Annotated in this window: 21 protein-coding genes; 12 read left to right on the top strand and 9 right to left on the bottom strand. The window is 62.1% G+C overall.

The window, feature by feature from the left end:
* Positions 1–54 precede the first annotated feature (54 nt).
* Positions 55–1,227, top strand: a complete 1,173-nt coding sequence (locus P0M12_RS09365; RefSeq protein ID WP_277377621.1) for a DUF4185 domain-containing protein — start codon at positions 55–57, stop codon at positions 1,225–1,227.
* Positions 1,228–1,233: 6 nt separating this feature from the next.
* Here P0M12_RS09365 and P0M12_RS09360 read toward each other — a convergent pair whose 3' ends face one another.
* From P0M12_RS09360 to P0M12_RS09335, 6 genes are all read right to left on the bottom strand, one after another.
* Positions 1,234–3,270: a YhgE/Pip domain-containing protein gene (locus tag P0M12_RS09360; protein ID WP_042446279.1), complete on the bottom strand. Its 2,037-nt coding sequence runs from the start codon at positions 3,268–3,270 to the stop codon at positions 1,234–1,236.
* A 133-nt stretch (positions 3,271–3,403) separates the two neighbouring features.
* Positions 3,404–4,000, bottom strand: coding sequence for an SRPBCC domain-containing protein (locus P0M12_RS09355; protein ID WP_042446276.1), 597 nt, complete (start codon positions 3,998–4,000; stop codon positions 3,404–3,406).
* Positions 3,997–4,374, bottom strand: a complete 378-nt coding sequence (locus P0M12_RS09350; protein WP_042446273.1) for a metalloregulator ArsR/SmtB family transcription factor — start codon at positions 4,372–4,374, stop codon at positions 3,997–3,999. Before P0M12_RS09350 ends, P0M12_RS09355 begins: the two co-directional genes overlap by 4 nt.
* A gap of 61 nt (positions 4,375–4,435) precedes the next feature.
* A complete protein-coding gene (locus tag P0M12_RS09345; protein ID WP_003942830.1) occupies positions 4,436–5,119 on the bottom strand; it encodes a GntR family transcriptional regulator in 684 nt (227 codons plus the stop codon).
* Between the two features lie 36 nt (positions 5,120–5,155).
* Positions 5,156–5,932, bottom strand: coding sequence for an amino acid racemase (locus P0M12_RS09340; RefSeq protein WP_223304559.1), 777 nt, complete (start codon positions 5,930–5,932; stop codon positions 5,156–5,158).
* Positions 5,933–6,061: 129 nt separating this feature from the next.
* Positions 6,062–6,565, bottom strand: coding sequence for a PASTA domain-containing protein (locus tag P0M12_RS09335; protein WP_007730851.1), 504 nt, complete (start codon positions 6,563–6,565; stop codon positions 6,062–6,064).
* A gap of 209 nt (positions 6,566–6,774) precedes the next feature.
* On the opposite strand from P0M12_RS09335, the gene P0M12_RS09330 reads away from it, so the two are divergent.
* From P0M12_RS09330 to P0M12_RS09310, 5 genes are all read left to right on the top strand, one after another.
* Positions 6,775–7,401: a type 1 glutamine amidotransferase gene (locus P0M12_RS09330; RefSeq protein WP_007730853.1), complete on the top strand. Its 627-nt coding sequence runs from the start codon at positions 6,775–6,777 to the stop codon at positions 7,399–7,401.
* Between the two features lie 119 nt (positions 7,402–7,520).
* Positions 7,521–8,690 (top strand): DUF4185 domain-containing protein, encoded by a 1,170-nt coding sequence (locus P0M12_RS09325; RefSeq protein ID WP_039973189.1) that lies wholly within the window; start codon positions 7,521–7,523, stop codon positions 8,688–8,690.
* A 22-nt stretch (positions 8,691–8,712) separates the two neighbouring features.
* The gene (locus P0M12_RS09320) at positions 8,713–9,975 is read left to right on the top strand and encodes a LuxR C-terminal-related transcriptional regulator (RefSeq protein ID WP_003943037.1); all 1,263 of its coding nucleotides are present in this window, start codon (positions 8,713–8,715) and stop codon (positions 9,973–9,975) included.
* A 148-nt stretch (positions 9,976–10,123) separates the two neighbouring features.
* Positions 10,124–11,212, top strand: coding sequence for an S-(hydroxymethyl)mycothiol dehydrogenase (locus P0M12_RS09315; protein ID WP_007730860.1), 1,089 nt, complete (start codon positions 10,124–10,126; stop codon positions 11,210–11,212).
* The gene (locus P0M12_RS09310; protein ID WP_007730862.1) at positions 11,209–11,835 is read left to right on the top strand and encodes an MBL fold metallo-hydrolase; all 627 of its coding nucleotides are present in this window, start codon (positions 11,209–11,211) and stop codon (positions 11,833–11,835) included. The genes P0M12_RS09315 and P0M12_RS09310 overlap by 4 nt, the downstream gene beginning before the upstream one ends.
* 49 nt (positions 11,836–11,884) lie before the next feature.
* Here the strand turns inward: P0M12_RS09310 and P0M12_RS09305 are convergent, their stop codons facing one another.
* Together P0M12_RS09305 and P0M12_RS09300 are read right to left on the bottom strand one after the other, a co-directional pair.
* Positions 11,885–12,859: a phosphotransferase gene (locus P0M12_RS09305; RefSeq protein WP_277377620.1), complete on the bottom strand. Its 975-nt coding sequence runs from the start codon at positions 12,857–12,859 to the stop codon at positions 11,885–11,887.
* Positions 12,860–12,941: 82 nt separating this feature from the next.
* Positions 12,942–13,433, bottom strand: coding sequence for an Lrp/AsnC family transcriptional regulator (locus P0M12_RS09300; protein WP_277377619.1), 492 nt, complete (start codon positions 13,431–13,433; stop codon positions 12,942–12,944).
* Between the two features lie 137 nt (positions 13,434–13,570).
* Here P0M12_RS09300 and kynB point away from each other — a divergent pair, with 137 nt between their 5' ends.
* The 3 genes from kynB to P0M12_RS09285 are packed head-to-tail and all read left to right on the top strand — an operon-like array spanning position 13,571 to position 17,050.
* Entirely contained in the window at positions 13,571–14,302 is a 732-nt protein-coding gene (kynB, locus tag P0M12_RS09295; RefSeq protein WP_051649548.1) for an arylformamidase, read from the top strand.
* Positions 14,299–15,564, top strand: a complete 1,266-nt coding sequence (kynU, locus tag P0M12_RS09290) for a kynureninase (protein ID WP_208690163.1) — start codon at positions 14,299–14,301, stop codon at positions 15,562–15,564. Before kynB ends, kynU begins: the two co-directional genes overlap by 4 nt.
* Positions 15,565–15,616: 52 nt before the next feature.
* Positions 15,617–17,050, top strand: a complete 1,434-nt coding sequence (locus P0M12_RS09285; RefSeq protein ID WP_221742282.1) for an amino acid permease — start codon at positions 15,617–15,619, stop codon at positions 17,048–17,050.
* 13 nt (positions 17,051–17,063) lie between these two features.
* On the opposite strand, the gene P0M12_RS09280 is transcribed toward P0M12_RS09285, so the two are convergent.
* Positions 17,064–17,750: a dienelactone hydrolase family protein gene (locus P0M12_RS09280; protein ID WP_277377618.1), complete on the bottom strand. Its 687-nt coding sequence runs from the start codon at positions 17,748–17,750 to the stop codon at positions 17,064–17,066.
* Positions 17,751–17,806: 56 nt separating this feature from the next.
* Between P0M12_RS09280 and P0M12_RS09275 the strand changes: the two genes are divergently transcribed.
* The 3 genes from P0M12_RS09275 to P0M12_RS09265 all read left to right on the top strand — a co-directional run bounded on the left by P0M12_RS09275 (position 17,807) and on the right by P0M12_RS09265 (position 20,683).
* A complete protein-coding gene (locus P0M12_RS09275) occupies positions 17,807–18,751 on the top strand; it encodes a D-cysteine desulfhydrase family protein (RefSeq protein WP_161120577.1) in 945 nt (314 codons plus the stop codon).
* Positions 18,748–19,605, top strand: a complete 858-nt coding sequence (locus P0M12_RS09270; protein WP_161120578.1) for an AraC family transcriptional regulator — start codon at positions 18,748–18,750, stop codon at positions 19,603–19,605. Before P0M12_RS09275 ends, P0M12_RS09270 begins: the two co-directional genes overlap by 4 nt.
* Positions 19,606–19,699: 94 nt before the next feature.
* Positions 19,700–20,683, top strand: a complete 984-nt coding sequence (locus P0M12_RS09265; RefSeq protein WP_030536016.1) for an ABC transporter substrate-binding protein — start codon at positions 19,700–19,702, stop codon at positions 20,681–20,683.
* The last annotated feature ends 355 nt before the right edge of the window (positions 20,684–21,038 follow it).

The following is a 21,038-nucleotide window of genomic DNA, read 5'->3' as shown; positions in this document are numbered from 1 at the left end:
ACCAACAATCCCGGCCATGGGGGAGTCATGTTTCGCGCGGGGAGATCGTTGGGGGTGTTCGGGGTAGTTGCTGCTCTGGCAGCTGCTGCCTTCACGGCGGTGGCTTCGCCGGCGATGGCTGCGCCGGGATGCGTCGGAGTCAGTGGCGTCGGTAGTAGCGGTGGTCCGGCCAATGCGGCGCCGTGGCTCAACGGCAACACCGGAGGGTTGCCAGGTCTGTCCGGTCGTACTGCCGCGATCGAAAAGGTCACCGGGACATACAGTCCAAACAAGACCGTTGATCGCTTCAATGTCCTGGGTACCGACCTGGGCATCATGTGGGACAACGGTGCGGGGCAGATTCTGACCGCTTTCGGCGATACCACCGGGCTCAGTCGTAACCCCGGCTGCGACGGTTTGGTGGGCGAGTGGCGAAGCAATGTACTCTTCCGCAGCTCGGATCGGGTACTGGCCGACGGTATGCGCATCGACAGTGCGCCGATGGACGGCACAGCTCAGGCGCGTGAGATCATTTCCGGTCTGAAGATTCCGGGTGTCGAGGCCTCCAGCATCCCCACGAGCGGCATCGCAGTGAACGGTGTGCAGTATCTGAGCTACATGTCGGTGCGTAACTGGGGCGAGGCCGGGCAGTGGAGCACGAACTACTCGCAGATTGCCACCTCCTCGGACAACGGCGAAACGTGGACCACTCGTCCGGAAACTCTGCGCCCCAACATCGGTGGGGTTCTTCCCGCGGGTGTCGCCCCCGTCGCCGGTAGCGAGAACTTCCAGATGAGCTCGATGGTGAAGGACGGCGGGTTCGTCTACAACTACGGAACCCCCGCGGGACGATCCGGCGAGGTTCGACTTTCTCGCGTGCCCGAGGGGGCGATCCTCGATCTTTCCGCCTACGAGTACTGGAACGGAAACGGCTGGATCCTTGCCGATCCCGCTGCGGCCGTACCCGTCATGGACGGCCGCATCGGTGAGGTCTCCGTTCAGTACAACGAGTTCCTCGGCAAGTTCGTGGCGATGTACGCCGACGCGTTCAGTTCGATCGTAATGCGAACCGCTCCCAGTCCGGTCGGTCCGTGGACGGCACCGGAAACATTGGTCAATCTGGTCGAGGTTCCCGGTATCTACGCCGCATACATCCACCCGTGGTCCAGTGGTTCGGATCTGTACTTCCTTGCCACCACGTGGGCCGACTACAACGTCATGTTGATGCGTACGACGCTCGTTCGCTGATCCGGCTCACGCTTGCGTTTGCTGGAGATACACGATCTCCTCGGTGATCGGCGCGTCGTCGTCGTCGGTCGGCGGTTCTTGTCGCCGTCGCCACCAGATGGTGAACAGGACGGCTCCGATCACCAAGGCAGCCAGAGCGATTACCGCCACCCAGAATTTCGGGCCGTAGTATCCGACAAGGACCATGCGCATGGCGTTGCGCGCCCACGTGAGTGGCATCAGGGCGTGCAGCCACTGCAGAACCGTCGGCATCTGTTCGATGGGGTACACCGCGCCGAAGGCGAAGATCTGAATCATCAAGGCGCCCAAAGCGATGAAGGTTCCGTTGACGGCTCCGAACACAACGGTGAAGAGCCTGCCCGAGCTGACCGCGGCGGCACCCACCAGGATCATCACTGCGATCATCGCCAGAACACTAGGTGGTTCGACGTTTGCCACGGTCAGTGACACCACCGACAACACGAGCGCCGCGACCAAGGTGACCAGGGCGGGAATGCGGTAGCGGCGCAGCCCCTCACGTACCACGCTGGTGTGCGAGTTCAGTGAACGTCCGCGTCGTGGGCGGACGACGAACCACGTGAGAATTCCGCACAGGAACAGTGCCACCGAGATCACGGCAGGTACGGCTCCCGGCCCGAAACCGGCTGCGGGATAGTTGTTCCGCGCGTCGACGGCAACCGGGGACGAGAGAAGATTGGCCGTGGTGGCGCGCTCGTCGTCCGTGAACTGCGGCACCTGGGCGGCACCGTCGGACAAACCGGTGGCGAGTTCCGCGCTGCCCGCGTCGAGCTCGCCGACGCCGGCCGATAGCTGCCCGAGACCGTCACGGAGCGCAATACTTCCAGTGTCCAACTGCCCCAGCCCGGTGGAGAGTTCCTGTGCACCGGTAGCGAGTTGGTCTGCACCGTCGGACAGTTGGCCCAGGCCGGTGTTGAGTTCACCTGCACCGGCCGCGGCGGCAAGGAGCCCACCACGGTAGTCGCTGCTCGGATCGGTGAGCTGCCGCGAGATTTCCCGCGCGCCGTCGCGAAGCTGACCGAGCTGACCGATCACGTCGTCGTCCGACGGTTGTGCAGTCAGGGAAGCCCGCAGTCCACCCAGGGCTTCGACGAGTCCGGCGGAGACCGGATCGGCCGAGTTTCGAAGCATCGACGTGAGGGCGTCGATCTGACCGACGACGGCGTCCGAGGACCCCGCGAGGTCGAGTACCGGGGTGGTGACCATGTCGACCACTTCGCTGATCTGACGGGCGCCTGCGCCGAGTTCGTCGGTTCCCCCGACCAACTGGTTGAGTCCGCTGCTCAGCTCGCCCGAGCCTGCAGCAGCTTCGTTCGCTCCAGCAGCCAGCTCGCCGGCTCCGGCGGCCAGCTCCTTGCCGCCTTGATTCGCTTCACCCATGCCGGTGGCGAGTTCCTTGCTTCCGGCGTAGAGCTCGTTGGTTCCGGCGAGTGCCTCGGAGGATCCGTCGGAGAGTTGTTGCGCGCCAGCGGCTGCTTCACCGAATCCTGTTCCGAGTTCACCCAACCCGACCAGAACCTGGTCGATGGACTGCTCGCCGATCGACTCGGAGACCGCCGAGCGCACCTGAGCGATGATGCTTTCACCGACCGGGCCGGCGACCAGACTGTTGTAATCGTTGTACAAGACGTCGAGTTCGGCCTTGCGGCCCGAACCCGATGCGGCGCTGGCCACATCCGCGCTGAAAGTCTTCGGAATGACGACAGAGAAGTAATAGGTGCCGTCGTTGACGCCGTCGGCGGCTTCTTGTTCCGAGACGACCTTCCATGCAACGTCTCCGCTCTCGACGAGCGCGGCAACAACTTCATCGCCGGCTTGCAGACGTGTTCCGTCGAGTTCTGTGCCGGCATCGGCGTTGACGATGGCGACGGGCAAGCGGTTGACCGTGTCGCCCGGATCCCACAGTGCCCACATGTAGAACGCCGCAATCGACAGCGGTGCGATGACGAGGACAGCGAGAACTGTCCGGATGATGTGCGTGCGTCGCGTCGTGGCCGCGTTGTCGACTACGGGTTGTGGCGCCATGTGGAGCTCTCTTCTCGTGGACCGAAGCAGGTGTGGCACGAAAGGAAGCCACCAAAACTGCTGGACATACGTCCAGCTCGGTCACGATACAAAGCAAACGGCCATCCTGTGACCGTTTTCGAAGAATTGGGCGTTATCGGTCGCCGTGCTCTGCCTCGATCTTTGCCCACTCCCACCCTCGGAAGTTGGCCAGACGAAGCTCCTCTGCTTCGTCGAAGGTGTACCACTCGGTGCTCGGCGCATCAGGGAGAGTGCCGCGCAAGTATTCGCCCAGGTAGTGAAGTGGGCCTTCCCAGCCGGTTCCGACGCCGTAGCAGCCGGTGTCCGGGTCGTTGCGGAAGACATCGGCTACGGAGGCGTGCTCCAACTCGAGCCAGGTGGCGTCGGGGCCGTCTGCAGTCAGCCGGATCTCGACCTGATCGCTGTATCCGCGATCGCCGGGCGGTGTCCACTGCAGTCGCAGCAGGTGTGGGGCGTCGCAGGCCAGGATCTCGCCACTTGCCTGGCCTTCGAAGGCGTACGAGCCGCCCACCTGGAAGTCTCCGCTCACCGGAAGGAAGAAACGGTTGATGCGGTCAGGGGTCGTGATGGCATCCCAGACGTCGTCGACCGACGCGTTGTAGCGGCGCTTGAGTACGGCAGTTCGAGCCGAACCTTCTGCGATGTCGCGGTTACCCATGCTCCGCTCCACCGCGGTGAGGCTGGTGTCCTGGTTCGCGATCTCGGTCATTGTGAGTCTCCTTCGTCGGAAGAATTCGATTGTGAAGATCTGCTCCGCTTCGAGCCGCGTCGTTTCCCGCGTGCGAGTTCTGTGGCCAATGCGTCGAGAGGGCCGCTCCAGAACTGCCGGAATCCGTCGAGCCATTGGTCCACTTCTTGCAATGGCGCGGGCTCGACGGCATAGAGACGCCTGGTGCCTTCGCTGCGGACGGTGGCGAATCCGTTTTCTCGGAGTACTCGCAGGTGCCCGGACGCGGTCGGTTGCGAGATTCCGAACTCCGCTGCCACGACTTCGGCGATCTGACCCGCCGAGCGCTCGCCGCCGGACAGGAGTTCCATGATTCGTCGCCGCACTGGGTCTCTGAGAACGTCGAATGCATGCACCCGTCATTTATATCGGCAATGACCAATATAGGCAAGCGCCGAAACTTGTACCCGGACTCGGTCAGTCCGAGAGCGCGAACTCGTCGGCGTCGAAAAGTTCGCCGATCAGCCCGCCGAGATGGCGTCGATGTTCGGCTGACAGCGTCGCTGCCGCCTCGGCATCGTGGTCTGCGCACAGCTTGATCAGTCTGTTGTGATGATCGACGGAGTCCTGGCTCCCGAGGAGGCTCGAGAACTTGCGGTAGTAGATGCGGTGAATTTGTGGGTGAACCTGATGAATCAGCTTCTTCAACAGCGGATTCGCCGCAGCATCGATGATGACGCTGTGTAGGCGATCGTCAGCGGTCAGGGCTCGGCCTATGTCGTTTCGCTTGACGGCGGCAGCGAAGTCCTTGTTGGCCGAACGCATCGCCCCGATCATCTCGTCGGTGAGATTCGGTACAGCGGTGACGACGGCCAGTTGGTCGAGAGCTTCGATGACTGCGAGTGTTGCCTCGACGTCGCCGCGGTCGAGGGTGGTGATGCGCGTGTACGCACCGGGTTTCGCTTCCACGAGTCCGGTGTCGACCAGCCTTGCGAGCGCTTCGCGGACCGGAGTTCTGCTCAGTCCCAGATACTCGGCGAGTTCGCTGTCCTTGATCTTCGAGCCCGGCGCCAGTTCACCGGTGACGATCGCTTCGCGAATGCGTTCGAGAGCGATGTCGCTCATTCGTGCTCGCTCAACCGGTTTACCGCCACGCAACATACTGGATATCGTACTCTGCAGCCTCCCTGCTGCAGGTCAGCCCGAAACGACCATCGAAGGGTGTCTCCGGGCATCTGCAACCCGCCGGAGCAGAGCGCGGGCGAGAATTGTTGCCGGATCGATGATCTGACAGGTTGTGGCGTCGGCGGGCAGTCCGAGCGGAATCTCGGTGCATCCGGCCACGACGACCTGCGCGCCCGATTCGACGAGAAGATCAGCGGCCCTGACGAGCTTGTCGGTGGTCTCGTCTCCGACGTTGCCGCTCTTGATTGCTCGGATCGCCGGCATCACCAGTTCGTCCTGGATCGCAGGTCCGGGCACCAGGACGTCAATCGAGTGTTCCGACAGCCATTGTTGATACAACCCGGTGCGGACCGTCCCCGTGGTGGCCAATAGTCCGACGGATGTGACGGCGGGTGAGAGCGTCCGGATGTGCCGAGCGACTTCGTCGATCATGTGGACGACGGGAAGTCCCAGTTGGGACGAGATGGCGGGCAGGAAGGCGTGGGCGGTATTGCATGGGATGGCGAGAGTCGTCGCGCCCGACTCTCGGAGAACGCGCGCACCGCGGATCAGCCACGGAGTGGGGTCAGGGCCGTTCTCGGTGAGTGCCAATGTCCGGTCGGGAACGGTGGGATCGGCCCAGATGACAACTTTGGGGTGCTCCTGATCCGTCGAACCTGGTGTCAGCGCAACGAGTTTGGAGTAGAAGTCGGCAGTAGCGGCGGGCCCCATGCCTCCGAGTATTCCGATGACGGGGTCGCTCATGGACGCCGGAGAGCTGGCGCTCTGCCGTATTCGTGGCACCTTCATGCTGCAATCCAACCTTTCGCATCCAATATATTGGATACTCGTAATGTTGACTACAGTGAAGGAGGTCGGAGGTAGTTGTCAAGTAAGGCGCAGTGTTGCCGGAATTGCGAAGTTCGAGAACTCAGCCGATCAGCAGGGGTTCGGTTCGCCGATCTTCACGGCCGAGAGCACGGCTTCGATTTCCCCGAAAGGACTTCCGGCAGAGGGTGTCTGATCGACGACAATCCAGTTGGAATCGACCAGTTGGCGTCGACCCGCGCCGGTTGCGTCAGCACTTCTGGAGAAGAAGACTCCGGCCGACTGAATGGTGTCCTGTGCGTCTTGAAGATTCATGCACACGACGTTGGGCATGACCGCGGGAGCTGCAGCGGGCGTCACTTCCGCGGCGACTGGGGTCGTGGCCAGTGGAGAATTCGTCGTACCGATCACCGAGGTGGTCAATGGAGCCTGAGTCGTCGTGGGTTGAGTTGTCGAGGTTGCAGTGGTGGTCGCGGTGGATGTTGATTCGGCCTCGCTGTCGGTGCTTGTTCCTGAGCACGCGGCAAGTGACGCCAAGGCGAATGCGCTGAGTCCGATGCGAACGGCAGTTGAGGGCAGGCGAATCGATGTCGAAAAGAGGTGTGGTGCGCGCACAGACGTTCCTTGTCGGTAAAGGGGCGATGAAAGCGGAGATTCGAGCGCAGAGCACATCCGACGCCGTCGATGTGCCTTATGTCGAATAGAACCATAGGCTTTCGGCACCGGATTCGAGAGGAATTGCCTACATGCATTTTCTGGAACTACGACACGCGCAGTGTGAACCCCCAGCGGCGTATTCGCCTGTCCTGGAGAGCTACGGAGACGTGCAGACTGTTCTTCTGGGCACCGACCCGCTTCCGGCACATCGACGGTTCGACGCCGTGATCGTGATGGGCGGGCCGATGGGCGTCGGCGATCAGGGCGAGGTCGAGTGGTTGGCATCCGAGATCGAATACATTCGCGATCTGGTCGAGAGCGACGTCCCGGTGTGGGGAGTGTGTCTGGGTTCGCAGTTGCTCGCCGCGGCGCTGGGTGCTCGCGTCTACACGGGCGCTGTGCCTGAAGTCGGAGTTGAGGAGATCACCTTGACTGTCGAGGGCCGGCAAGATCCCGTGTGGGGAGATCTGCCCTCCACATTTCCTGCAATGCAATGGCATTCGGATACCTTCGACATTCCGAACGGCGCGGTGCGGCTCGCTGGTTCAGCCAAGTATCCGAATCAACTCTTCCGATACAAGCAGAGTTACGCCGTTCAGTTTCACCTCGAAGCGTCCTCCGCGGTGGCGCGCGAGTGGATGGAACTGGCCGAGTACCGCGATTCGCTGCATGCTTCGCTGGGAGCGGACGGTCCGCGCATCTTCATGCAGCAGTTGAGTGCAGCCGAGTCGCAGGGGCTCGAGATTGCCGCAGCCGTGATGGAGAAATGGTTGAAATCCATCTCCACCGAATAAGCCCGTTTTGTCCTGATTGACCGATTTACCTGTTACCTTGTGTTCTCGTGGGTGGATGAACCGATCCGGTCGAGCAACACACCTCGTAGAGTCCGGATCTCCCCCGCGAAAGGGGAGCGATGCGCCGGATGCGGAAGATATCGACAGCAGCAGTGACGTGTGTACTCGCGTCGACCGCGGTCTTGGGGGCGACCCAGGCCCATGCATCCCCGTGGGATTGCAATGTCACCGGGAGCTTGGATCAATCAGGTGGGCCGACCAATCCGATTCCCTGGCTCAACGGCACGGATGGCAAACTGCCGGAATTGCAAGGCCGCACCTCGGCGGTCGAGTACATCACGGGCGCGCTCAGCCCCAACCAAACCGTCGAGCGGTTCAACGTTCTCGGCACGGATCTGGGCATCATGTGGGACAACGGCGCAGGTCAGGTCCTGACAGCTTTCGGTGACACCGTCGGTATCGGATCTGATCCTCTGTGCTCCGGGGTGGTCGGCGACTGGCGCAGCAACGTCCTGTTCCGTAGCTCCGACGGAAATCTGTCCGACGGCATGAACATCGACTCCTCACCGACCGACCGACCGAATCACTCGCGCGAGATCATCGGAAGTCTGAAAGTCACCGGCGTCGAAACCAGCAGCATTCCGACGACGGGTATCTCCGTGGGCGGCGTTCAGTTCGTCAACTACATGTCGATACGTTCGTGGGGAGGGTCGGGCGAGTGGGTCACCAACTTCTCGCAGATCGCGTCCTCGCACGACAACGGTGAGACCTGGCAGATCGAACCGGCCTCGTCCCGGCCCAATCTGCCGTTGACAGGTAACGACAACTTCCAGATGGGGTCCTTCGTCAAGGACGGTGGTTACGTCTACAACTTCGGTACCCCCGCCGGACGCTTTGGCGAGGGGCGTCTCTCGCGAGTCAAGGAAGCCTCCATCGCGGACGTCGCGGCGTACGAATACTGGGACGGAAAGGCATGGGTCCCCAACAATCCCGCTGCCGCTGCAGTAGTTCTCGACGGGGATGTCAGCGAACTGTCGGTGCAGTACAACAACTATCTCGAAAAGTTCGTCGCGATGTACTCCAACGAGTGGGGAGCGCTGGTGCTGCGGACGGCCTCGGACCTGACCGGTCCGTGGAGCGCACCGGACGTCGTGATCGGCACCGACGAGGTTCCGGGACTCTACGGCGCGTACATGCACCCCTGGTCGCAGGGGCAGGACCTCTACTTTCTCGCCACCACGTGGTCCGACTACAACGTGATGCTCATGAAGACCACGCTGCACCAGTGAACCGGATGGTTATCGTTGAACAGTGAGCACCACCGACAATGCGCTACTGATCACCGCCCTTCGAGACGTGTTGGTGGGACCACTTCCCGAAATCGGCCGACGATTTTCGACGCTGATCGCGGACATGGCGCCGCACACCTCTCTGGTGATCTTCACCCGTGAGTGCACCGGTAGGCCGCGCAAGGTTGCCGGGGATCCAGCTGTCGTCGATCGTGTGACCATCGCCGAACTCGACCGTATCCGTACGGATCTCACTGTCGGACAGATATTTCGGGGAAAGTGCGCTATCGCCGGCCGAGACCGTGAAGTGCTCGCGATGCTCGATCGAACAGACACCCTCCTCGTGCTGACGCCGCACCCCGGACCGGTGAAGGCGGCATCCCTCGAATTGATCCAGGCACTTTTCGCGGTGACTGCAACCGGAATTCAGCTCCAGGTGCGGAACGCGAGTCCGGCATATCTCGCCGAGTCGCGGGCAGCGTCGTCCGAGCGTGCACGCACCGTGGCAGAGATGACGGAGGTGCATGCGGCCACCCTCGAGACGATGCTGGCGACGCTGCGCTCGGCGGATCTCGACGACACGCGTGCTCGAACCTCGGCCAGGGAGACTGCGGCTTCGGCCCTGATCGGCCTGCGTTCGGCCGTCGACGTGCACCGCGAGTTGGCCGAGGAGTCGACCACCACCGCTTTTGCGCGGATGCGTGGGGAATTGCGTTCGCTGCTCAAGCATCGGGAAATCGCGTTGGAGTTAGTGGAGCCACCCGTCGACGGGCGTGGGTTACCCGGTGAAGTGGCGCACGGCGCCCGCGCGGTCGTCCGCGGCGCGGTCTTGGCCTTGTCGGATCAGCAGACGCTCTCGCGAATCCGGGTGGCCTGGACCCTCGACGCGGCTTCGCTCTCGATCGACATCCGCGACGACGGTGGTGGTGAAGCCGACGTGATCGACGTGGAACGCCAATTACGTTCGAGGGTAGAGACTTTGGGTGGAACCGTCGAATCCGAGTCGACGCCCGGGTGGGGGAACCGGATCAGCGCAACCATCCCGCTCGACGCGCCCGTCGCCCTACCGAACCGCGACGTCCTGACGGAACTGGCTCCGCGGGAGTTCGAGGTACTCGAGCATCTGGTGGCCGGACGGCGCAACAAGGCAATCTCGGAGCGACTCGGCGTCAGTGAGAGCACAGTCAAGTTTCATGTTGCCGGGGTCCTGCGGAAATTGGGCGTCGAGAGTCGGGGTGCGGCGGCCGCCGCGGGCGCCGAGGCCGGCGTGAAGCCTGCACCCTAGTCCTTTCGGCCAGGTCGGTCAGTCAGTTCGACCAGGGTTGCGGGCACCTACTTCGGGCTAACCTCTCAACGAGTGCACATATCGCAATGTGAAAACACGGCGCCATGTGACGACACGTCCTCAATCGCACGAAGCCAGGAGCAAAGCCATGCCACAGCAGGTACGCGGCGTCATCGCCCGATCCAAGGGTGCCCCCGTCGAAATCGTCCCCATCACGATCCCCGATCCCGGCGCCAATGAGGTAGTGGTCGCCATTGCAGCGTGCGGTGTGTGCCACACCGACCTGACCTACCGCGACGGCGGAATCAACGACGAGTACCCGTTCCTGCTCGGGCACGAGGCGTCGGGCATCGTCGAGAGCGTCGGCCCCGGTGTCACTCACGTCGAGGTGGGCGACTTCGTCGTGCTCAACTGGCGTGCCGTATGCGGGCAGTGTCGTGCGTGTAAGCGTGGCCGCCCGCAGTACTGCTTCGACACCTTCAACGCCGAGCAGAAGATGACGCTCGAAGACGGCACCGAACTGACGCCGGCACTCGGCATCGGCGCATTCGCAGACAAGACGCTCGTTCACGAAGGCCAGTGCACCAAGGTCGACGCCTCGGCCGATCCGGCTGTCGTCGGACTGCTCGGTTGCGGCGTCATGGCCGGCATGGGTGCCGCGATGAACACCGGCAACGTCGGACGCGGTGATTCGGTGGCTGTGATCGGGTGTGGCGGCGTCGGCGACGCAGCGATCATGGGTTCACGCCTGGCCGGTGCCAATACCATCATCGCCATCGACCGGGATCCACGAAAGCTGGAGTGGGCCACGGAACTTGGTGCCACGCACACGATCAATGCGACCGAGGTCGACGACGTCGTCGAAGCAGTCCAGGAGCTGACCGGAGGTTTCGGCGCCGACGTAGTTGTCGACGCAGTCGGCCGTCCCGAGACCTGGAAGCAGGCGTTCTACGCCCGCGACCTCGCGGGAACCGTAGTGCTGGTGGGAGTTCCGACGCCGGACATGAAGCTGGAAATGCCGCTGGTGGACTTCTTCTCGCGCGGCGGAGCCCTCAAGTCGTCGTGGTACGGCGACTGCCTGCCCGAGCGTGACTTCCCCGTTCTGGTCGACCTGTACCAGCAGGGGCGTCTGCCGCTCGAGAAGTTCGTCAGCGAGCGCATCAAGCTCGACGAGGTCGAGAAGGCCTTCGAGACGATGCACCGCGGCGAGGTCCTTCGTTCGGTGGTGGTCCTGTGACATTGCGTGTCGATCGCGTCGTCACCTCGGGCACGTTCAGCCTCGACGGCGGAACATGGGACGTCGACAACAACATCTGGCTGATCGGTGACGACAACGAAGTGGTGATCGTCGACGCAGCTCACACCGCGCAGCCGATCATCGACGCTGTCGGTGGACGCAAGGTGATCGGAATCGTCTGCACCCACGGCCACAACGACCACGTCACCGTTGCGCCGGAGCTGGCCGAGAAACTCGACGCTCCGATCTACCTGAACCCGGCCGACGATGTCCTCTGGGAGATGACTCACCCCGGGGTGAAGCATCTGAGCTTGGAAGATGATCAGCGTATTGCTGTGGCGGGTACGGACATTCTGGCCATCCACACACCGGGCCATTCCCCGGGGTCGACCTGCCTCTACCTGCCCGAGGCGGGGGAACTGTTCAGCGGCGACACCTTGTTCTCCGGTGGACCCGGCGCAACGGGGCGGTCGTACTCCGACTTCCCGACCATCATCGGGTCCATTCGCGACAAGCTGTTCGCGCTCCCCGCCGAGACCAAGGTTCACACCGGTCACGGCGACGGCACGACGATCGGTACCGAGGCGCCGCATCTCGAAGAATGGATCCGCGCCGGATCCTGATGTGATCAGAAGCGAAGTGGGGACGCCGGTACCGGCGTCCCCACTTTTGTCACAACGCTGATGCCCAACCGGCGGTGTCGTTCTCACCCGGGATTGCCATCAGGCCGTGCCACAGTTCGAGGATCTCGAACCATTCTGTCTCGGATCGGCTGAGGGGACGGACGGATTCGTAGCCGGCGCGCAGGCTCTGCCGTACCGCGATCGGTGTCGGTCGCCAATCGGTGAACAGGGTGCCCAGATAGACGCTTGCCTTGGCCAGGTCGCTCACCCGGTGGTCGATCACCACGTCGTCGAAGTCGAGTACTCCGGTGGTCCGAGAGTTTCGAGTCAAGATGTTGGCTGCACGGAAGTCGTTGTGTACCAGTTGAGTTTGGTCATCGAGCTCGGACGCACGCGCCAGGAGGCCCACGAGCCTACGCGTTGCCTCAGGCGCGAACCCGCGGTGGAAATTCTCGAGCCAACCACCGATGCGCTCCTTCAACCCGGTGCTGCGCGACGAGAAAACCGATCCGTCGACATGGGTGGCGCCGAGCGTTCGGTGTATTTCTGCCAGACATGCTCCTGCCGAACGGACCGCCGCGCGGTCTTGCACGTCCAACCAATCTCCCGCCAACTCCGGCAGTACGGTGAATGACACTGCGCACGAAGGCCCTTCCAGTATTTCCCGGTCCAACAGTGTTTCCCGGTCCAATCCGTTCAGGGACGTGATTGGTGACGGAACGGGCACGCCCTGCGCGGCGAGTGCGCTCAGTAGGCGCGTCGACGCCTCCAGGTTCGCGAAGCGCTCTGTGGCGCGCGACCACTTCACCACCAGCCCACCGCGGTCGCTCGCAACCCACACGATCGCGTTCTGGTCACTGATCGCCATTCGCGAGCATTCGAGGGCCGTCAATCCCCAAGTCTGCTCGAGTACCGCCGAGACCCAATGGGTGGCTGCGCGGAAGCTGTTGAATCCGAATCGCTGCTTCAGAGCGGCTTCCGACTCCACCGACTCCCAGAGCATGGACAACCCGAGTGGCAACATGCCGTTCGACTCTAGTGGGGGAAGTTCGAATCGAGGTGTCGATCTCGGAAGCACCCGAAGACGCCTTGGCGACAGCTGCAGTTCAGCCGACTTGACTCAGTTCGCTGAAGATCAGGTTGGTCTGGGTATTGGCGATGGCCGGATCGTTGAGGTGCGCGCTGACGAAATCGCGAAGCCGAGTGGGGGATTCACACGACACGTGCACCAGGAGATCACGGTCCCCACTCATCAGGAACACTCGCTGAACGGAATCCAATCCGCTCAGGTGCTCGGCAATTTCCGTCATCCGACTTCTGGCGTGGGAGTGAATCAGAATCGACACCATCGCCGAGATCTCGAGGCCGAGTAGCTCGAGGTCTATGTCTGCGTGAAACCCCTTGATGACGCCCGATTCGCGTAGCGCGCGCATCCGCGCCAGAGCGGTCGACGGCGCTATCCCGACCTTCTCGGCGAGTGCGTTGTTGGGGATGCGTGCATCCCGGACGAGTTCGCGGAGAATCGCCGTATCGACGTCGTCGAGCCGAACATGATTCGGCCGAGCTGCGGCAGCTGCCCGTTCGATCGCATTTATCATCCGATTTCTCCCTGCCGTCGCGAAAATATTCAGCAACTATTGACCGCGCCCGTCGATGATCCTAGCTTTTGCCAAACACATCGAATTATCAAACGGTCGAGATCTACACAGTCGACTGTTGCGACGAAGGGGTCTGGATGCTTCCGAGGATCGGCCGACACGCGGGCGACGGACACACGGGCGACTGGAGGGCACGGTTGATCGACATCAGCCCGCCGATCTCCGAATCGACGCCCGTGTGGCCAGGCGATACCGCCTTCACCCGCGCTGTCACGTCCGACCTCGGCGGCAGTGACGCCGTCACCATCAACCGAATCACCACCACTCCGCATATCGGTGCTCACGCCGATGCGCCGGCGCACACTCGCATCGACGGCGCGACCATTGGTTCCGTTCCCCTCGAGCCCTATCTCGGCGAAGCACTGGTGGTCGACATGACGGGGGTCGACGGTGCCGCCTGCATCAGGCCCGTCGAAGAGACGGTGGAGCGACTCGGCGGCCATCTGCCGCAGCGGCTGATTCTGAGGACCTACCCGAAGTACCCGCGCGAGTGGGACAACGACTTCGCCGGTGTATCTCCGGAGCTGACCCACTGGTTCGCCGACCGCGGTGGAGTTCTGATCGGAATCGACGGCGCCTCGTTCGATCCGATGGACAGCAAGACCATGGACGGGCACCACGCGGCAAGCGATCGTAGCGTCGCGATCCTCGAAGGACTTTGCCTCGACGACGTCGACGAAGGCTACTACGAGTTGATCGCACTGCCGCTGAAGTTCCTCGACCTCGATGCCAGCCCGGTACGGGCCGTGCTCCGGACTCTGCCTTCATCACCCTCAACGCCGACACATGCAGGAGAAGAATCGTCATGACATCGACAACCACACTTTCGTTGGAAGACTGCGTCAAGGCCGACGCAGTGGATCCCCTGAGGGAGTTCCGCCGCGAGTTCGCGATTCCGGAGGGCGTTCTCTACTTCGACGGAAACTCGCTCGGCGCGCGTCCCATTGCCGCGCAGGAATGCGCCGCGAGAGTGATCGGCGACGAGTGGGGCAACGGCTTGGTTCGCAGTTGGAACGAGGCTGGATGGTTCGACCTCCCGGTCCGCCTCGGTGACAAACTTGCCCCGTTGCTGGGAGCAGGTGAAGGCGAAGTGGTAGTGACGGATTCGACGTCGATCAACCTGTTCAAGGCATTGGCCTCTGCGCTGTCCATCGCGGCTGCTCAGGATCCCAGCCGGAAGGTGATCGTCTCCGAGCGCGACAATTTCCCCACTGACCTCTACATTGCGGAGGGCATCATCTCGCTGCTCGATCAGGGATACGAACTACGCCTGATCGACCAACCGGGCGACCTCACCGAAGCAGTAGGACCGGACACCGCCGTAGTGATGTTGTCGCACGTCAACTACCGCACCGGAAACCTGTATGCGATGACGGAAGTCACTGCAGCAGTGCAGGAACGTGGCGCCCTCATGATCTGGGATCTCGCACACTCGGCCGGCGCCGTCACTGTCGATCTGAGCGGTGCCGACGCCGACTTCGCGGTGGGGTGTACGTACAAGTACCTCAATGGCGGTCCGGGTTCACCTGCATTCATCTGGGTCAACCGTCGCCATCAGAACACCGGAATCCAGCCGCTGTCCGGGTGGTGGGGGCACGCGCGACCGTTCGCGATGGAGTCGGCCTACGAACCGGGCGCAGGAATACGACGGTTTCTGAGTGGTACTCAACCCATCACGTCGTTGTCACTCGTCGAATGTGGTCTCGACATCATGCTCAAAGCTGACATGGCCGACATCCGCAGCAAGTCGCTCGCGCTGGCCGATCTCTTCATAGACCTCGTCGAGGAGCGTTGCGCTGATTACGGTTTGCAGTTGATCACGCCGCGCGAACACGAGCGTCGTGGATCGCACGTGAGTTTTGTTCATCCCGAGGGCTATTCGATCATGAAGGCTCTCATCGCGCGGGGCGTCATCGGCGACTACCGCGAACCCGGAGTGCTGAGGTTCGGTATCACTCCGCTCTATCTCGGATACGCCGACGTGTGGAACGCCGTCGACGTGTTGCGAGACATCCTCGAGAACAAGTCCTGGGATCGCCCCGAATTCCGCGAGCGCGACGCAGTCACCTGATTCTTCCAAGTTTCCGCGGACCGGGAGGTACCGCCTTTCGCAAGGAGCTTTCATGAGTGATTTCAAAAACATTCAGCAGCGAGAATCAGGTCTCAAACGCGAACTCGGCTCCAAGCAGATGAGCATGATCGCGCTCGGCGGTGCAATCGGCACCGGACTCTTCCTCGGCAGTAAGTTCGCCATCGGATTTGCCGGCCCGAGCGTCATCATCAGTTACGCGATCGGCGGGTTGATCGCCCTCCTGCTGATGGGTGCCCTCGCCGAAATGACTGTTGCACATGCGACATCAGGTTCGTTCGGTGCGTACGCAGAATTCTACGTCGGACCGTTGATCGGCTTCCTCGTTCGCTATCTCTACTGGTCATGCATCGTCCTCGCGGTCGGGACCGAGGTCACCGCGATCGGTGAATACATGCAGTTCTGGTTCGCCGACGTACCGTCGTGGCTGTGGATCGTGTTGTTCTCCGGAGTGCTGATCGGCGTGAACATGTTCAACGTCAAGGCCTTCGGAACGATGGAGTACTGGTTCTCGACGATCAAGGTCTTCGCGATCGTGGCGTTCATCGTGATGGCAGCGTACGTCGTGTTCGGTAGCGGAAACCCGGACTACGGATTCCACAATTACACGGCCGGTGGCGGATTCTTCCCGAATGGTTTGTCCGGCATGTGGTTTGCCGTGATCGTATCGATCTTCAGCTACTTGAGCATCGAGATGATCGCCATTGCGGCCGGTGAGGCGGAAAACCCGGCAGTGGCGGTGAAGAAGGCATTCCGTGTGACGATCGTCCGACTGTTCGTCTTCTACATCGCAACGCTTGCCTTGATTCTGGCAATCGCTCCGATGGACAAGATATTGAGCGGCGGAAGCCCTTTCGTCACGGTGATGCAGGTCGTGAAGATTCCGGGCGCAGACAGCGTGCTGAACTTCGTGGTGATCATTGCCGCACTGTCCGCGATGAACAGTCAGTTGTACGTGTCTTCGCGAATGATGTTCTCGCTCTCACGTGCTGGTGACGCGCCGGCCATTCTCGGCAAGGTCAGGGCCAACGGCTCACCGGTCAATGCCTTGCTGCTGTCGACGTCGGGTATCGCCGTCGCAACAATCGTCTACGTTCTCTTTCCCGAGCAGGCATTCACCTTGATGATCTCGCTGTCGATGTTCGGGGCAATGGCGACGTGGCTGCTGATCTTCGTGACGCACTGGTTCTTTCGCAAGCGGATGGCGAGCGAAGGACGGACACTCTCCTTCACGATTCCGTTCTTCCCGGTGGGGACGATACTGGGAGGTGTCCTCATGGTCGCGATCCTCGTCACGACGTTGTGGGTCGAGGATTTCAAGATGACCTTGGTGTTCGGGGTACCGTTTGTCCTCGCCGTGATCGGCATCTACTACTTCACCCGCTCACGTCGGGCACAGAGTCGAGCGGTGACGGCTGAGCAGGTTCAGGACGAGATTACCGGCACGGTGGTCAAGCGGGTGCCCTGACTCACGCTGGCAATCAAAGGGTTTCGTTGAAGAACTCCATAGTGCGGGTCCACGCGATGGCAGCAGAGTCCGGGGCGTAGTGGCTGGCCGAAGTGTCGTTGTTGAACGCGTGGCCGGCGTCGGCATAACGGTACACCCGAGCGAGATCGGAGGCGGTTGCGCGCAATTGCTCGACGCTCTCGGGTGGGATGCTCGGATCGAGGTCGCCGTAGTGGCCGAGCCATGGGACCTGCAGTTGCGCAGCGAGTTCGGTGCCTGCGGCAATCCCATCCCATCGGGCTTCTGCAACGCCGCCACCGTAGTACGTGACAGCGGAATCGACGAGGGGTACGGCGGCACACCACAGGGATGCGCTGCCGCCCATGCAGAATCCGAGGGAGCCGACTTTCTCTGCTCCCTCGGATCGGCTGTAGTCGACGGCGGCACGTACGTCGTGGCCGATGCTTGTGCTGTCGAGTGCCATGAGCGCATCCTTCGCGGACGGGAAGTCGGTGAAGGAGGTCTGTGCGCCGCGGTGGTAGAGATGCGGGGCGACGGCAAGGTAGCCGGCATCGGCGAGACGCTCGAGGATGCTCTCGATGTGCTTGTTCACGCCCCACGCTTCTTGGAGAACCACCACCGCATGCTTCGGTTCTCCTGGCGAATCCGGTCGGCTGACGGTCAGCGGCACGTCGTGTGTGGTCGTCGTGAAAGTTCCCATATCCAGACTGTAGGCGAGCCCAGACTGTAGACGGACCGTCGAACTAGACTTGTCAAATGTTGAGTTCCGCCGTACAGCCGATCATCTTGGGCGGTTGGCCGACGCCCGTCGAACCTCTGGCGCGTTGCGCGCAGGCACTCGGATTGGGGCCGGAAGACCTGTGGATCAAACGTGACGACGTCACCGGCCTGGGCGGTGGCGGCAACAAGATCCGAAAGCTGCAGTACACCTGCGCTCAGGCTTTGGCCGTCGGCGCGACGACTCTGATCACTACCGGTGCACCGCAAAGCAATCACGCTCGATTGACTGCATCCGCAGCAGCCCGTTTGGGATTGCGTTGTGTGCTGGTGCTCGGTGGTGCCGAGCCGGAATCCGCGCAGGGAAATCTCGTTCTGGATGCACTCGCGGGCGCTGAGATCGTCTGGGCCGGTGGGGACACGGCATCCGCGGTCGGCGCCGCGGCGCAGGCCGTTGCTGACTCGTGCGGAGTTCCTTTTGTCATTCCCTTCGGTGGTACCAGCGCGGTGGCCGCGCAGGGTTACGTCGACTGCGCACGCGAGATCGAGCAGCAACTCTCCGGCGTCGATCGCGTCGTGGTTGCACTCGGATCGGGTGGAACGATGGCAGGCCTTGTCGCGCATCTGGGCGTCGACAGAGTTGTGGGCGTCGACGTCGGGGCTGTTGCCGACCCGGTGTCGACTGTCGCTGGGTTGTTGGACGAGATGCCTGGTCCGACCGTGCGAGCCGCAGATCTTCAGATCCTGCGAAACCAAGTTGGACAAGGATATTCGACGCTCACGGAAGCATCAGCCGGCGCGATCCGATGTTTGGCTCGTACTGAGGGCATCTTCCTCGACCCGACGTACACCGGCCGAGCCTTTGCGGGATTGATCCAACTCGTGAAGGACAAAGCCATCACGGCGGGATCAAAAACGGTCTTCCTGCACACCGGTGGGTTGCCTGGCCTGTTCGGACATCCCGAACTGTCGACGCTGCGGTGAGCGAGCAGATCGACTACCCGCTCAGCAGTCCGCTCGACGAACTGTCCGAGTGGCATCGCGTAATGCGACCGCTGCGCGTCAGTGCCGACGGGTATCTGCGTTTGGCGACCAATCGGCTGTCAGTCGACTCCGACTACACGTGGGAGATGCACCGCCACAGCGATCACGAATTGCTGTGGGCGATCGACGGTGTTCTCGAGGTCCGTACTCCGGAGACTGTGTACACGGTGCCGAGCGGGGTCAGTCTGTGGATCCCGTCCTATGTTCCCCACGAGGTGACGGCGCGTAGCGGCACAGAATTGTCGTGTACGTGGTTGGTGGCATCCGATGTGACCGGGTTGGATCGTGTGGTGGCCTTGTCCACCCCTCCGCTGCTCGAACAAGTACTCGATCACCTCACCCGAGACGACTTGACGGACGCGGCGCGTCGGCGAGCCGAGGCGTTTGCCATCGACCTCGTCGAACCCGTTCCGCGACTGATTTTCGATGTGCCGCTGCCGACGACGCCGTGGCTTCGGCAGATCGCAGATCAGTTGGTTGCCAGCCCGGCCGACACCCGATCGGTCGAGGAGTGGGCCACCGACGCGAAGGTCAGTACGAGGACTCTCACACGACGGTTTCCGGCCGAAACCGGATTGACCTTCTCGGAATGGCGTATGCGACTGCGGGCTCATCATGCGATGCAACTTCTGGCACTCGGTCGAAGCATCTCGTTTGTGGCGCGGAAGACGGGTTTTCGTTCCGAAAGCGCGTTCGGTGCGGCTTTTCGTCGAACGATGGGCGTGACGCCGGGGGAGTTTGCAAGCCTGATCGATCATCCGCGCGCGCCAATGACCGATTGGCTACAGGACTAGTCCGAACAGCGACTCTAAGTGCCTCGATCGGACTTGTGCCGTGCCGCAGAATGAACTTAGGGTTGGCTAAACAATCACCCTGTAGGAGTTCTGCGTGCGCGCAATTCGATCATTTTCTTTCGGTTCCAGAGTCATCGCAGCGGCGGCGGTTGCCGTCGTAGGTGCGATGGTGGTGACCGGCTGTTCCTCGTCGTCGGCCGACTCCGAGCAGACGGACGTCCGGACCGTCGCGTCGGCGTACGGGGACATCGAGGTGCCGGTTTCACCTGAGCGCGTCGTCGCCGCGTCGTACGACACTCCTTGGCAGCTCATGTCTCTCGGAGTGAAACCGGCTGCTGTGCAGGACTACGGCAAGTGGATCAGTGAATTCACGCCGGAGCAGCAGGCCTTCGTCGACGGGCTCCCGACCATCGGGCCTTTCGGGGAAATGAACTTCGAAGCGATCGCTGCGGCGGATCCCGACATCATTGTCGGCGACGCCGACGAGGTGGACCAAGCGGCGTTCGACCGTCTGTCCGGCATTGCACCCACCGTCATCGTCAAGGGAGAGAGCCGAGGCGACTGGAAGAAGATCACCACCGAGCTTGCTGAGGCAATTGGCAAGACCGACGTGCTCGAGTCGACGCGGACTGCTTACGAAGAGAATCTCGAACGTGTCCGTGGCGAGTACGCCGACGTGATCGCGACCAACAAGTGGATTCACATTTCACTCGGAGACGCGCCCGGCGCATTCTCGGTTCAGCAGCCCACCGGTGCGATCGGCAATTTGGTGGTCAACGAACTCGGATTGGCGTACGGGCCCGGTGTTCCGACCAATTACACCGATGCCGGATACGCGTCCTATCCGATGGAGCAGTTGGCCGACATCCTGAACGGCGTGACGGTCGTGCTGTATCCGCTGAACGCGGACGGGTCGACCAGTGCGGCGGTTCAGGCGGTCCTCGACGACAACCTCTTCACGAGGCTGCCGGCGGCGCAGGCCGGGCACGTCTTCGGATTGCAGTCGAGCGTCACAGACTTCGTGACCGCGAACGGTTGGCTGAACGAAGTGAAAACGAAGGTGTTTGCAACGCTCTGACGCTTGCTCACCTTTTCACTGCGTGCCCGCAACTGACCAGTTGAGGGCGCGCAGTCTTTTTGGTCGCCACTACGAGCGGAAATCCTGTCCTCTGCTTATGATTTCTGTCACTGCCGGTTACCGTTACTTCGACGAGGGCGACGCGGTTCGACCTTGCCTTGGCAGGGATCATCGATCCTCGGCGACGTGCGGAGGTGGTCGCCATCCCCGCAGATCCGTGGGGTATTTTGTCCGTATCTACTGTCGGGGTGAGCAGTGATGTGCGGGGGAGTTTCTGGTGAGTACAAGCGCTCGTGCCGTCTTTCGAGCAGGGCGCTCTGGATTTCGGGACCATACCCGTCCGGGCATTAGTTCT

The sequence above is a fragment of the Rhodococcus sp. RCBS9 genome, from assembly GCF_029457415.1.
Taxonomy (GTDB): Bacteria; Actinomycetota; Actinomycetes; order Mycobacteriales; family Mycobacteriaceae; genus Rhodococcus_F; species Rhodococcus_F qingshengii.
The sequence above is the reverse complement of the archived record's forward strand: the minus strand, read 5'-3'. Positions and strand labels throughout refer to the sequence as shown.

Coding starts and splice junctions, on each gene's coding strand:
- P0M12_RS09360 (WP_042446279.1), bottom strand. CDS start 3,270: ATGGCGCCACAACCCGTAGTCGACAACGCGGCCACGACGCGACGCACG.
- P0M12_RS09355 (WP_042446276.1), bottom strand. CDS start 4,000: ATGACCGAGATCGCGAACCAGGACACCAGCCTCACCGCGGTGGAGCGG.
- P0M12_RS09345 (WP_003942830.1), bottom strand. CDS start 5,119: ATGTTGCGTGGCGGTAAACCGGTTGAGCGAGCACGAATGAGCGACATC.
- P0M12_RS09340 (WP_223304559.1), bottom strand. CDS start 5,932: ATGAAGGTGCCACGAATACGGCAGAGCGCCAGCTCTCCGGCGTCCATG.
- P0M12_RS09325 (WP_039973189.1), top strand. CDS start 7,521: ATGCGCCGGATGCGGAAGATATCGACAGCAGCAGTGACGTGTGTACTC.
- P0M12_RS09315 (WP_007730860.1), top strand. CDS start 10,124: ATGCCACAGCAGGTACGCGGCGTCATCGCCCGATCCAAGGGTGCCCCC.
- P0M12_RS09305 (WP_277377620.1), bottom strand. CDS start 12,859: ATGTTGCCACTCGGGTTGTCCATGCTCTGGGAGTCGGTGGAGTCGGAA.
- P0M12_RS09300 (WP_277377619.1), bottom strand. CDS start 13,433: ATGATAAATGCGATCGAACGGGCAGCTGCCGCAGCTCGGCCGAATCAT.
- kynB (WP_051649548.1), top strand. CDS start 13,571: ATGCTTCCGAGGATCGGCCGACACGCGGGCGACGGACACACGGGCGAC.
- kynU (WP_208690163.1), top strand. CDS start 14,299: ATGACATCGACAACCACACTTTCGTTGGAAGACTGCGTCAAGGCCGAC.
- P0M12_RS09285 (WP_221742282.1), top strand. CDS start 15,617: ATGAGTGATTTCAAAAACATTCAGCAGCGAGAATCAGGTCTCAAACGC.
- P0M12_RS09280 (WP_277377618.1), bottom strand. CDS start 17,750: ATGGGAACTTTCACGACGACCACACACGACGTGCCGCTGACCGTCAGC.
- P0M12_RS09275 (WP_161120577.1), top strand. CDS start 17,807: ATGTTGAGTTCCGCCGTACAGCCGATCATCTTGGGCGGTTGGCCGACG.